The sequence below is a fragment of the Novosphingobium sp. UBA1939 genome, from assembly GCF_002336885.1.
Taxonomy (GTDB): domain Bacteria; phylum Pseudomonadota; class Alphaproteobacteria; order Sphingomonadales; family Sphingomonadaceae; genus Novosphingobium.
In genome coordinates, this window is the sequence record NZ_DDFB01000052.1 from 1 (window position 1) to 14,203 (window position 14,203).

Annotated in this window: 5 protein-coding genes; all 5 read left to right on the forward strand. The window is 66.5% G+C overall.

Annotation, left to right across the window (positions count from 1 at the left end; translation table 11 throughout):
- A partial coding sequence (gene hemF / locus B3547_RS08035; protein ID WP_292961911.1) for an oxygen-dependent coproporphyrinogen oxidase occupies positions 1 to 584 on the forward strand: 584 nt, incomplete at its 5' end.
- 90 nt (positions 585 to 674) lie between these two features.
- Positions 675 to 1,217, forward strand: a complete 543-nt coding sequence (locus B3547_RS08040; RefSeq protein WP_292961945.1) for a GNAT family N-acetyltransferase — start codon at positions 675 to 677, stop codon at positions 1,215 to 1,217.
- Positions 1,218 to 1,293: 76 nt separating this feature from the next.
- Positions 1,294 to 3,387, forward strand: a complete 2,094-nt coding sequence (locus tag B3547_RS08045) for a RelA/SpoT family protein (RefSeq protein ID WP_125956498.1) — start codon at positions 1,294 to 1,296, stop codon at positions 3,385 to 3,387.
- A gap of 348 nt (positions 3,388 to 3,735) precedes the next feature.
- Entirely contained in the window at positions 3,736 to 12,312 is an 8,577-nt protein-coding gene (locus tag B3547_RS08050; protein ID WP_292961947.1) for an SdrD B-like domain-containing protein, read from the forward strand.
- Positions 12,313 to 12,317: 5 nt separating this feature from the next.
- A partial coding sequence (locus B3547_RS08055) for a hypothetical protein (protein ID WP_292961914.1) occupies positions 12,318 to 14,203 on the forward strand: 1,886 nt, incomplete at its 3' end.

Below are 14,203 nucleotides of genomic sequence, written 5' to 3' on the forward strand. Positions count from 1 at the left end.
CGGACCCGGAAAACCCGGTGTTCACCGCGACCGGCATCAGCCTGGTCGCGCACATGGCCAATCCGCACGTTCCGGCCGTTCACATGAACACGCGCTTCCTCACCACCAGCAAGGCCTGGTTCGGCGGCGGCGGCGATCTCAACCCGCCGATCCCTTATGACGAGGATACCGCCGAATTTCACGCCGCGTTCAAGGCGGCATGCGACGCGCATGACGGGGAGTACTATCCGCGCTTCAAGAAGTGGGCGGACGACTATTTCTACATTCCCCACCGCAAGGTGCACCGGGGCGTGGGCGGTATCTTCTACGATCACCTCGAATGCGCCGACCTCGATGGCTTCGCCGCCAACTTCGCCTTCACCCGCGACGTGGGCGAGGCATTCCTCGACGTGTTCCCCAGGCTGGTGCGCCGGCGCATGGGGATGGACTTCACGCCCGAGGACAAGCAGCGCCAGCTCGAATGGCGCGGCCGCTATGCCGAATTCAACCTGGTCTATGACCGGGGCACGCTGTTCGGCCTGAAGACCGGCGGGAACATCGACGCGATTCTGATGAGCCTGCCGCCCGAAGCGGTGTGGAGCTGACGGTTGGACTACGACCACCCCGAGCCTCTCGCCTCCGGCTACCATGCCGTCAGTCCCGGCGATCTCGCCTGCGTGGTGACCGCGCTGGAAATGCGCGAGAAACCGGCGGCGTTGCGGCGGCTGGTGCCGGAAGGCGATGTGCCGGTGCAGCTTGTCCGCTGGGAAGCGCCGGCGATCGAGAAATACCGGATGCTCTACCGCCGTGTCGGCGCGCCGTGGCTGTGGTGGTCACGGCTGGTGAAGGATGATGGCGAACTGGCGGTCATCATCCACGATCCGCAGGTCCACGTCTGCGCGGTGGTCGATCGCGCCCGCGTGGAAGTGGGGATGCTTGAACTGGACTTCCGCGTGTCCGGCGAATGCGAGATCACGTTCTTTGGCCTGATTCCCGGCGCGACCGGGAAAGGGCTGGGCAAGTGGCTGATGCGCAAGGCCTTGCAGTTGGCCTGGCGCGAGGGCGTGGGCCGGGTATGGGTGCATACCTGCACGCTTGATGGCCCGCAGGCGCTGCCGTTCTATGTCTCGCAAGGCTTCGTGCCCTATGCGCGGGCGGTGGAAGTGTTCCCCGATCCGCGCCTTGGCGACGTGCTGCCGGAGGACGTGGCACCCCATGCGGCGCTGCTGCGCGCCTAAGCGATTACACTGATCCGCATTTCCGCGACCTTTACCCCTTGCCCTGACCGCATGGTTCCGCCCATTTAGGCAGGACATGCTACGTCAGTACGAACTTGTCGAACGGGTGCTTGCCTATGATCCGGACGCGGATGAGGCTATCCTCAACCGCGCCTATGTCTATACCGTGCAGAAGCACGGCACTCAGAAGCGCGCATCGGGCGATCCCTATTTCTCGCACCCGGTGGAAGTCGCCGGGTTGATGACCGAGCTGAAGCTCGACCAGGCGACGGTGGTGACGGCGCTGCTCCACGATACGGTGGAGGATACGCTGGCGACGGTCGATGAGATCGAGCGGCTGTTCGGCGCCGATGTCGCGAGGCTGGTCGATGGCGTGACCAAGCTCTCGAAGATCGAGACGATGAGCGACAACGAGCGCGCCGCCGAGAACTTGCGCAAGTTCCTGCTGGCGATGAGCGAGGACTTGCGCGTCCTGCTCGTCAAGCTGGCGGATCGCCTGCACAACATGCGTACGCTTCATTTCATCAAGAGCGAGGAAAAGCGCCGCCGCATCGCGCGCGAGACGATGGATATCTATGCCCCGCTGGCCGAGCGCGTGGGCATGTACGAATACATGCGCGAGATGCAGTTGCTGGCCTTCGAGCAGCTCGAACCCGAAGCCTATGCCACGATCAGCGGGCGTCTCGCCGCGATCCGCAGCGAGGAGAACGGCCAGGTCGGGGCGATCGCGCTGGAGATCAAGCAGGCGCTGGCCGAAGCGGGCCTAAGGGTGGAAGTCTCGGGCCGCGAGAAGCACCCCTATTCGATCTGGAAGAAGATGGCCGAGCGCCATGTCAGCTTCGAGCAGATCACCGACATCATGGCCTTCCGCGTGCTGACCGAGAACGAGGACGATTGCTATAAGGCGCTGGGCATCCTGCACCGCACCTGGCAAATGATCCCCGGCCGGTTCAAGGACTACGTCTCCACGCCGAAGATGAACGGCTACAAGAGCCTGCACACCTCGCTGATCTACAACAACGCCATGCGCGTGGAAGTGCAGATCAAGACGCGCGCGATGCACGAGACCAACGAGTTCGGCCTAGCCGCGCACTGGTCGTACAAGCAGGGCGGGGTCACGCCCGACGGGCAGGTGGGCTGGTTGCGCGATCTGCTGGAAATCCTCGAAGCCAGCAACGATCCCGACGAACTGCTCGAAAACACCAAGATGGCGATCTATCAGGATCGCATCTTCGCCTTCACGCCAAAGGGGGCGCTGTTCCAGCTGCCCAAGGGCGCGACGCCGATCGACTTCGCCTTTGCCGTCCACACCAATCTGGGCGCGCAGGCGGTGGGCGCGAAGATCAACGGGCGGCACGTGCCGCTGCGCACGCCGCTCAACAACGGCGATGTGGTGGAGATCATCAAGAGCCGGACTTCGGAGCCGCAGCTTTCATGGCTCGCCTTCGCCGTCACGGGCAAGGCGCGGGCCTCCATCCGCCGTTTCGTGCGCCAGAAGGAACGCGCCGAAGTCGCCGCCATCGGGCGCAAGCTCTATGAGGAGATCGTCGAGCGCCTGCCCGGCACCGTGGGCAAGAAGGCGCTGGCTGACGCGATCAAGCGGCTGAAGATGGCGGGCGAGGAAGACCTGATGTTCGCCGTCGGATCGGCCAAGGTCGATGACCGGCAGGTGATGGAAGCCCTGATGCCGGGCAGCGCGGCGAACCTGCCCGATCCCGATCACTGGCCCAAGCAGAAGCGCGCGATCGCGGTGCGCGGACTGACTCCGGGCATGGCGTTCCAGCTTGCCGCCTGCTGCCATCCGGTGCCCGGCGATCGCATCGTCGGGCTGCGCCGGCCGGGCAAGGGCGTGGAAGTCCACGCGATCGACTGCCTCAACCTTGCCAACGGGATCGATGCCGACTGGATCGACCTTTCGTGGGATGCGCGGACTGACGGCGCGATCGGCCGCTTGCGCGCCGAGCTTTACAATCGCCCCGGCACGCTGGCGGAAATGGCGGGGATCTTCGCCAAGAACCACGCCAACGTTGTCAATCTGGAAATGACCCAGCGCGAAAACCCGTTCCATACCTACGAGGTGGATCTGGAAGTGCGCGATCTGGCGCACCTTACGCGCATCATCAGCGCCTTGCGCGCCAGCGACGCCGTGGCGCAGGCCGAGCGCATCTGATCCTGCCGGGCGCCACATTGCCAGCCGCCAGGCCCCGTGATCGCGGGTGTACAGTGTTTCCGGCAGAGGGTTTCCAGTATCCGAAACGGACTATGTTTATGATGCGGATTTTTTCATTTATTTTCCGGTGCTTGATTGTCTCTTAAAAAAGATGCGGCGTAAAACGGATATTTAATGCGTTTTACAACTGGGTAAATAATTACCGGGAATTAACCACTATTTACTTATCCGACTGGCGTCTGTCGCGACGAAAATTGCGCGACGAGGGGTCGGTTTATTATGAAATTTACAAAGTCGATCGCGGTAATACGCGTATTTATCGGACTGTATGTTTTCCTGCTTGGCGGGATGGCTTACGCCGCAGACTTGCAGGTTTCACAGTATTCAGCCGACCCTGATCCAATAGGCTCGGGCGCCCAGGCGACTTTTTCAGTCACCGTCGCAAATAACAGTACCCCGACGGTCAGCAACGCCGTGGTCACGATCGCGGTGCCGGGGAACTTCGAGGTTGCCGGTACGGCGGGCGACATCCCTTCGTATTGCGCGCTGTCCGGCACGCCAGGCAGCCAGACGCTGACCTGTACCCTGACGACCCTGCCGGGCGGTGGCGTGGCCAATGCCCGGACTTTCAGCTTCAAGGCGACCGCCAAGACGCCGGGCGCCAGCAACTCGACCGCGACCATAGCCGCAGCCGGGAACAGCGATTCCAATCCGGGGAACGACAGCCTGACTATCACGCCCACGGTGCGGGCGGGTGCGGACATCGCGCTGGTGAAAGCCGGATCGGCTTCCAGCGTGCCGGCCGGCGGCATTCTGCAATATACCCTGTCCGCGACCAACAACGGGCCGAACACCACCGCGGCGATCCGCGTGGTCGACAACCTTCCCGCCGCCAGCGACTTCCAGTTCCAGTCCGCCACGGGCTCGGGGTGGACCTGCAACCTTTCCGGGACCACGCTGACCTGCGACTACAGCGGTAGCGCACCGGCGGTCGGCCGCAGCTTTCCGGCCATCACGATCAGCGGCAAGATCACCAAGAACACCGCCGGCACGATCAGCAACATCGCGGCGGTGAGCATCATCGATCCGCTGGTGCTCGATCCCGCCACGGGCAACAACATTTCCAACACCGTCGTGACCAATGTGCAGGCGGGCGCGGATCTCCAGGCGATCAAGTCGATGACTTCCACGATCACCGTGGGGCAGGGGGGCAGCATCGTGCTGTCGATCCGCAATACCGGGCCGCAAACAACGCCGGCGGGAACGAAGATCGCCGACACCATCGACAGTTCGCTGACGATCGGCGCATTGCCCTCCGGCTGCGCGCGATCCGGCCAGACGGTGACCTGCACCGCGTCGTCGATCGTCGCCACGGGGCAGGTGGATTTCGTCATTCCGGTAACGGGCTCGTCGGCAACCTCAGGCGTCCTGACCAATACCGCGCATGTGACCCCGCCCAGCGGATTCACCGATCCGGATATGAGCAACAACGATGCCTCCGCGCCGTTCCAGGTGGTGCTGCCGAACGCGGACCTTGAACTCTATTCCAAGTCCAAGAGCCCCAGCCCCGTCGCGCCCGGCGCGGACATCACCAGCACCATCGTGGTGCGCAATCTGGGGCCGTCCGCGGCAAGCTGGACCCCGGCCACGCCGATCCGCGTGACCGACACGCTGAGCGCCGACGAAACCTACGTCAGTGTTTCGGGCAACTGGTCCTGTTCGGTTTCGGGCGTGGTGGTCACCTGCCAGACGACGGATTCGGGCACGCTCCAGGTCGGCGATCTGCTGTACCTCTCGCTCGTCACGAAAGCGGGAACGGGTGTCGATACCGACGTGGTCAACACCGCGTGTACCGACCGTACCGCCGGGTCGGCGCACACGCCGTCCTCGCCTTCCAGCCCCACCGGCAACGATTGCCGCTCGGCCGGCGTGCGCTCCACGACCAAGGCGGCGGACATTTCCATCGCCAAGGACATGAGCCTTTCGCCCTCTGGCGGCTGGACCCATAACCTGGCGGTCGCGAACACCGACGGCAGCTATTACATCCGCCTGCGCGTGTCGAACGCCGCCGGCGGCGACCTGGCGCGCACGGTTTACGTGACCGACGCCATTCCCGATTTCATCACCAGCGGCAGCTACGTCACCGCCGTCAACCAGAACAGCGTCAGTTCGGGCAGCATGAGCTACAACCAGTGGAACGGGCTGGTGACCTGGGCGCTGTCCAACCTGGCGGCGGGCGCCACCGAAACGCTGGTGATCCGCGTGGACCGGCCGTTCGAAAGCGGTTCCTACACCAACTTCGCCTCGGTGTTCTCGCCCGACACGACCGAGACCAACAACGCCAACAACAGCGATTCCGCGAACTTCAGCGTGGGCGCGGTGGCCGACATGACGATCAATTCGAAGTCGGTAACGCCCGATCCGGTGCGCGTGGGCGTGCCTGCCACCTATATCATCAGCGTGCGCAACGATGGCGCCAACCCGGCGGACAACGTGCAGGTGGTCGACGTGATCGATCCGGCGCGGTTCCAGATCACCGGTACGCCGAGCACGACCAAGCCCGGCGCAAGCTGTTCGGTCGTGCAGGCCACGGGGACCGTGACCTGCGCCATGGGCCAGTTCGCGCGGACCGAGGTGCGGCAGATCAGCATCGATGTGCTGCCGAAATACCCGTTCGGTTCCGAGACGGTGGCCACGCTGCCGATTACGCAGGCGAACAAGGCCACCGTCACCACCTCGACGCTCGACGCCAACGGCGGCAGCGATCCCAACGCGGGCAACAACGCCTTCACGCTGAACCACACAGTGAACGGCCCGGCGTTCGATCTGGCCGTGACCAAGACCGAAAGCGACCCGGTCAATGACGATCCGGTGCGGTTCGACGAGACGCTGAATTACGACATCCGCGTTTCCAACTACGGCCCTTCGCGCGCCACCAACGTGATCGTCACCGACATTCCCTCGCCGCCGGCCGGGCTGACGACCACGCTGCAGTCGGTGACGGTGAACCCGGTTGCGGCCAACGGCGGGCTGTCGCTCCAGGCGGCGCCCAACGCAGGGTGCACGCCTTCGGGCGCGACCTATGTGTGCCGCATCGATGCGTCGAACGCGGATGCCAACTACCTCGATCCTTCGCGGCAGGTGGTGTTCCGGCTGGTCTTCGCCATCGGCGGCACGCCGCCTTCGGCCCCGGTTACCTACAGCAACGCGGCGGAAGTGACCTCGGCCGAACAGCCGGTGTGGAACGGCACGGGCGCGGATTCGCAGACGGCCAACAACCGCGCGGTGCAGACGACGACGATCCGGCCGTCCACCGATCTCCAGATCGTGAGCAAGACGCGCACCGGAGCGCTGATGCGCAACGTCAACGAACCGGTCGAATTCACCATCCGCTTCCGCAACAACGGGCCTTCCACCGCAACGCGGGTGCGCGTGACCGACGTGCTGCCCGCCGGCTTCGTCTATGCCGCAACCCCCGCGCCTTCGACCGCCATTCCCGGCGGCAGCGGCGCCAGCGTTTCGGGCCTGACCTGTTCGGGCACGACCACTATCACCTGCGATATCGACGGCAGCTTCCCCGTGGGCGCTGCGCAGCTTGTGGACCTGAAAGTCCGCGCCAAGGCACAAGGCCCCTACAGCGGCGCGCTTTCGCCGATGGACGCGACCGACACCGCCACGATCACCCCCGGCCTTGACGGCAGCGGCGATCCGCTGAGCGAGGATGCCGACAACACCAACAACAGCCAGTCGGCGGTCGTCCAGATCAAGCCTTCGTCCATCGCGGGCACGGTCTATGCCGACAACAACGACAACAACGTGTTCAACGGCGGCGAAGGCATTGCCGGCGTCACCGTGTCGCTGACCGGCACCGACATCTATGGCAACGCGGTTTCGGCCACGGCCATCACCAATGCGTCGGGGGCGTTCGTGTTCGACGTGCTGCCGCCTTCGGATGCGGCGGGCTATGCGATCGTCGAAACGCAGCCGGCCAACTTCTACGACCTCAACGAAACCGCGGGCAGCGCCGGCGGCACCGTCAACAACGCGGTCCGTGGCAACACCCCGGCGGAGAACACCATCGGCGGCATCGTGCTGGCGGCGCAGACCGCGGCGACCGGCTACCTGTTCCAGGATCACGCCAGCGCGGTGATCGTGGCGGTCAACGACAACCCGCCGGCAGTCAACGGCGCGACCGGCCAGACGAACATCGTCAATGCCTTTGCCAACGATACCTTCAACAACGCCGCCATCGATCCGGCGAAGATAGTCACGACGATCGTGACCCCGGCGACGAATCCCGGTGTGACGATGGATACCGCGACCGGTCTGGTCAGCGTGGCGCCGGGTACGCCGGCGGGCACTTACACCATCGACTATCGCATCTGCGACAAGGCCGATGCCGCGACGTGCGCCACGGCGCGCGTAACGGTGATCGTCACCGCATCGCCGGTCACCGCCACCAACGACACGATCAGCGGGATCAACGGCGCCACCGGCGCGGCGGATGTCCTGTCCGCGCTGACCGGCGATACCGTCAACGGCGCCGCGGCGACGACTGACATGGTGACCATTGCCGTTGCCACCGGATCCACGGTGCCTTCGGTGCTGACGTTCGATACCGCCACCGGCAAGGTTTCGGTCCATGCCGATACGCCGGCCGGCACCTACAGCTTCAACTACCATATCTGCGAAAAGCTGAATCCGGCCAACTGTGCCATCGCCACGGAGACCGTCTCGGTCGTCGCCGGCGCGATCGCGGCGGTGAACGACAGTGCCACCGGCATCAATGGCGCGGCGGGCGCGACCGGGGTGCTGAATGTGCTGACGGGCGACACGCGCAACGGCGCGGCGGCGACCACGGGCACCGTCACCATCGCGGTGGCGCCCGGTTCGACCGTGCCGTCCGAACTGACCTTCGATACCGCCACCGGCGCGGTCTCGGTCAAGCCGGGGACTCCGGCGGGCACCTATCTGTTCAACTACCGCATCTGCGAAACGATCAACCCGACCAACTGCGCCACCGCCGAAGCGCGCGTGGCGGTGGTGGCTGGCGTGATCGCGGCCGCGAACGACACGGTTGGTGGCGTCAACGGAACGCTGGGCGGCAGCAATGTGCTCAACGTCCTGGCGGGTGACACGCTGAACGGTGCGCCGGCCACGACATCGACGGTGGCGATCGCGCTGGCGCCAGGCGCCACGGTCCCGGCCGGGCTTACGTTCGATCCGGCGACGGGCAACGTCTCGGTCGCGCCGAACACGCCGGCGGGAACCTATCACTTCGACTATCGGATCTGCGAGAAGCTCAATCCGACCAACTGCTCCACCGCGACCGCAACGGTAACCGTGGTCGCCGCGCCGATCACGGCGGACGACGATGCCTCCTCGCCCGTCACGGGTGCGACCGGTGCCGCCGACGTGGTCGACGCGCTGGACGGGGACGCGCTCAACAATGCCCAGGCCAAACTGGCCGACGTGGCGATGACGGTCGTTACCCCGGCCACAGCGGTGGGTGGCAATCCGGTGCCCGTGCTTGATACGGCCACCGGCAAGGTCAGCGTGCCGGCGGGAACGCCTTCGGGCACTTACACCATCGATTACCGGATCTGCGAAAAGCTGAACCCGGCCAATTGCGCCACCGCCAGGATCACCGTGCCGGTAACGGCGGCCGCGATCACGGCAGGCAACGACAGCGCGACCGGCATCAACGGCGCGGCAGGCGGCACGGGTGTGCTCAACGTTCTGTCGGATGACCGGCTGAACGGGATGGCGGTAACCGCGGGGACGGTATCCATCGCCGTTGCCGCCGGATCGACGGTGCCTGCGGTGCTGACGTTCGATCCCGCTACGGGCGCGGTCTCGGTCAAGCCGGGGACGCCGGCGGGGACCTATCACTTCGACTACACGATCTGCGAAAAGCTGAACCCCACCAACTGCGCGACAGCCACGGCCAGCGTGACGGTGGTGGCCGCGCCGATCGTCGCCACCCCTGACAGCGCGACCGGGATCAACGGTGCATCGGGCGCGGCGGGCGTGCTCAACGTGCTGGGGGGGGATACGCTCAACGGGGTGGCCGCCACCACGGGAACGGTCACGATCGCTGTGGCCTCGGGCGCCTCGGTGCCTGCAACGCTCGCGTTCGATCCCGCCACGGGCGCGGTCTCGGTCAAGCCGGGCACGCCGGCGGGCACCTACAGCTTCGACTACACGATCTGCGAAAAGTTGAACCCCACCAACTGCGCGACGGCCACGGCCAGCGTGACGGTGGTAGCCGCGCCCATCGTCGCGACCAACGACACCGTTCCGCCGGTCAATGGCGGCCAGGGTGGCGCGGGTGTGATTGACGTGCTGGGCAACGACACGCTGAACGGTGCGCCGGCCGACAAGGGCACGGTCACGATCTCGGTCGTCACGCCGGCCACGCCGATCAACGGGGGCGCCGTGCCGGTGCTCGATCCGGCCACGGGCCTGGTCAGCGTGCCGGCGGATACCCCGGCGGGCACTTACACCATCGACTATCGCATCTGCGAGAAGCTGAACCCGACGAACTGTTCGACGGCAAAGGTAACCGTGCCGGTCAGCGCCGGTCCGATCACGGCGAAGGATGACAGCGCCACCGGCATCAACGGTGCATCGGGCGCGACGGGCGTGGTCAACGTGCTGGGCGGGGATACCCGCAACGGCGCGGCCGCGACCACGGCCACCGTCACCATCGGCCTTGCGCCGAGGGCGACGCTGCCGGCCGGGCTGGAGTTCGATACGGCCACGGGCGATGTCTCGGTCAAGCCGGGCACGCCGGCGGGCACTTACAGCTTCGACTACCAGATTTGCGAGAAGCTGAATCCCACCAACTGCGCGACCGCAAAGGTTAGCGTCACCGTCATTCCCGCGCCCATCGTGGCGGTGGATGACACGGTTTCCGGCATCAACGGCGGTTCGGGCGCGGTCAACGTGCTGAACGCGCTGGGGGGCGATACGCTGAACGGCCAGCCGGCGACGGTTGCCACGGTAACGCTGTCGTTGGTGAACGCGCTGCCTGCCGGCTTCACGTTCGATCCCGCCACCGGCAACCTCGGTGTCGCACCGGGCACGCGCGACGGCACTTACGCCATCCCGTACCGGATCTGCGAGAAGCTGAACCCCACCAACTGCGCCAGTGCGACGATGACGGTTACCGTGATCCCGCCGCGCAGCACGGTTTCGGGCATCGTATATCTCGACGGCAACCTCAGCCGCACGCACGAAAGCAGCGAGGCGCTGCTGGAAGGCTGGACCGTGGAAGTGGTGCGCGGTGGCGCGGTGGTCGGCACTACGCATACCGACGCCAAGGGCTTCTACAGCATTCCGGACCTGCTGAGCGGCGATGGCTATTCCATTCGCTTCCGCCATGCGGCGAGCGGGGTGGTCTATGGCCGGATCGACAGCGCGGTGCTGCCGGTCAACGCCACGCTGGCCGACCAGAACATGCCGATCGATCCGTCTGGCGTGGTCTATGACTCGGTCACCCGCAGCCCGGTTCCCGGCGCGGTGGTGACGCTGGTGGACGATGGCGGCGTGCCGCTGGCGGATACCTGCTTCATCGATCCGGGCCAGGCACGCCAGGTCACGAGCGCCGATGGCCTCTACCGCTTCGACATCGTGGCGGGCGCGGCGGCCCAGTGCCCGGCGGCACGCACCGGCTATCACCTGAAGATCACACCGCCTGCGGGATATTCCGGGCCGGAATCGACGGTGATCGCGGCGCAGCAGGGCCTGTTCAACCCCGCCGGCCGTGGCACTCCGGCGCCTGTGGTGGCCAATGCCGGCGCGCCGCAGGCTTCGGACCCGACGACCTATTTCCTCGGCTTCCTGCTGGGGCAGGGTGACGGCAACGTGGTGAACAACCACATCCCGCTCGATCCCTTCCTGTCGCGCACGCCGCTGATCGTCACCAAGATCAGCGACAAGCGGACCGCGAACGTGGGTGATCTGGTGCCTTACACCATCACCGTGCGCAACACCGAGGCGCTGACCCGCGCCGGGGTGGCGGTCGTGGACATCCTCCCGCCGGGCTTCCGCTATGTCGCGGGATCGGCGCGGGTGGAAGGTCTGCCGCTGGAGCCGGTGGCGAACGACCGCGAACTGCGCTGGAACGGGCAGGTCGTGCCCGGCAACACCACGCTGACCTATCGCATCATCGCGGTGATCGGCGCGGGCGTGACCGAGGGGGATCGCGTCAACACCGCCGTCGCCCGCAGTGGTGGCGCAGCGGGCGCGGGTGGCTCGGACATCTCGAACCGGGCGCAGGCCGTGGTCTCGATCGTGCCGAGCACGCTGTTCGACTGCGCCGAAGTGATCGGCAAGGTCTATGACGACCTGAACGGCAACGGATACCAGGACGCAGGCGAACCGGGCATCCCCGCCGCGCGCCTCGCCACGGTGAACGGCCAACTGGTGACGGTGGACGATCATGGCCGCTACCACATCACCTGCGCCGCCGTGCCCAACGCGCTGATCGGCTCCAACTACGTGCTCAAGCTCGACACGCGGACGGTGCCGGAAGGCTATGCGCCGACCACCGACAACCCGCAGTCGATCCGCCTGACGCGCGGCAAGATCAGCGAGTTGAACTTCGGCGTGCAGCGGGCGCGGGTTGTGGCGGTTGCCATCGACGCCCGGGCCTTCGCGTCCGGGAGCGCCGATCTGCTGCCCGCCTTCGCCACGCGGCTGGAAACCCTGAAGACGATCAAGGCCGCAAGGCTGGCGATCCGGGCGACCTACACGGCCGCCGCCGGTGAGCCCGCCGCGCTGGTCGAGGCCCGCCTTGCCAGCCTGCACGACCGGATCGGCGAGGTGTTCCGCAACGGCTGGGATGGCCCGCCACCGGTGATCGAGATCGACATGATCGCCGCCGGCAGTGCCCGCACCAGCGCTTCGGGACAGGAGTAAGACCAATGAACCGCAAGACCATCCTGGCCCAGCAGCCCGCGTTCAAGGCGCGCCATGCCACCCTGCTTGCCAGCGTTTCCGCGCTGGCCGGGCTGGGGATCGCCACGCCGGCCTTTGCCGCGCCGCAACCCGGCTCCATGGCGTCGCAAGCCGATTTCGCGCGGCTTTCCAGACTGGCGATAGGCGCCAACCTGACCGACCGGGCGGCGTTGCCGGGCGCGGAGACACGCCTTGCCGCGCTCTCGGCCAGCCTCGTGCCGATCGCGCCCATGCCGGTCCTGTCGGTCGGGCTGGTCGGCTCGGAGAGCACCGTGCGGCGTGGCGATGCGGCGCTGTTCCTGGGTTACAGCAACTATCCGGCGTTCGTCGATCGCGCGGAACTGCGCGTATTCGCGCCGGATGCGCCGCTCGCCGGGCCGCCGCACGCGGTGGTGGAGGCCGATCGCAACGGGCTGATCCGCTGGACGCCCAGCACGTACGCGGGCGATGCCATGCGCTACGTCTATCGCGTCTACGACCGGGAAGGCCGCTTCGACGAGACCGCGCCGCAGCCGCTCACGGTTTTGTCGGCGGTGCACCTGCTCCCTGCCGAGCCGGTGGCGCGGGCCGACTTCGGCATGGTCGATAGCGCAGGAATCCGTCAGCTCCTGCTCGACGGCGCGCAGGCGGTGGCGGTGGAGGGGCAGACGTCCGCGCCGGATCAACTCGTGCGCATTGCCGGCCAGATCGCGCCAGCCGATGCCGCCGGGCGCTTTGCCGCCGTGCAACTGTACCCGGCCGGCTGCGGCGCGGTGGCGGTCAGCGTGACCGGCGCGTGCGGCGAGAGCACGACCCGGCACGTCATGCCCGATCCGGCACAGACCGTGCCGGCCACCGCGATGGGAACGGGCGATGGCCTGAACATCGCCCTGGCCGATCCACGCGCCGAAGCCGTCGCAGCCACGCCTCTCACGGCCGACAACCCCTATGCCATCCGCGTGCGGACCGATGCCGCGCGGGTCGATCCCGTGCTGGCGGCGGGGCTGGTCGAAAGCGAACGGACGGTGGCGCGCGGGAAGGACGCCACGTTCATCCGTTATACCAACTATCCCGCGATAGTGGCGCGTGGCGAGGTGCGGATTTTCCGCGCCGATGCCTCTCCCGATGGCACGCCGCTGGCGGTGGTGCCCGCCGACCACGACGGCGTGGCGCGCTGGACGCCGGGCGAGGACGCCGGGGGCGACCTGTTCTACGTCTATCGCGTCTATGACCGCGATGGCCAGTTCGACGAGACCGCGCCGCAGGAACTGGCCGTGGTGGATACCCCGTTCGAGGGCAACCCGCCGCCGCGCCCGCTGTTCGGATCGCGCGACGAGGCGGCGGTGCGCAACATCCCGTTCGGGCGGACCGCGGCGGTGACGGTTACCGGCCATGCCGACGCTGGCGCGGAAGTGGTGTGCGTGGGCGGGCAGATGATCCCGCTCCAGTCCGACGGGCGGTTCGTCAGCCAGCAGATCGTCGCGCGCGATGCGCGGCAGGTGTGGGTAACGGTGGGGCAGGGCGAACAGACCCGGTTCACCGCGATGCGCGACATCGGCGTGAAGCAAAGCGACTGGTTCATCGTCGGCCAGGGCGATCTGACGTTCGTTTCCTCCAAGGGCCATGGCCCGGCGGTGGAAGTCAGCGGCGATCCGATCGCGGCGGGTGAGCACGTGACCGGCCGCGCGGCGTTCTACGCCAAGGGCACGTTCGCCAGCGGATGGAAGGTGACGAGTTCGCTCGACACCGGCGAAACGCTGCTCAAGGACCTGTTCAGCAACCTCGACCGCAAGGACCCGCGCCAGTTGCTGCGCCGGCTCAATTCGAACGAATACTACACGACGTATGGCGATGATTCCGCGCTGGTCGAGGA

Bases quoted from the DNA above. Each gene is read 5' to 3' on its own strand.
- B3547_RS08040 (WP_292961945.1), top strand. From the start codon at position 675: ATGCGCGAGAAACCGGCGGCGTTGCGGCGGCTGGTGCCGGAAGGCGAT.
- B3547_RS08045 (WP_125956498.1), top strand. From the start codon at position 1,294: ATGCTACGTCAGTACGAACTTGTCGAACGGGTGCTTGCCTATGATCCG.
- B3547_RS08050 (WP_292961947.1), top strand. From the start codon at position 3,736: ATGGCTTACGCCGCAGACTTGCAGGTTTCACAGTATTCAGCCGACCCT.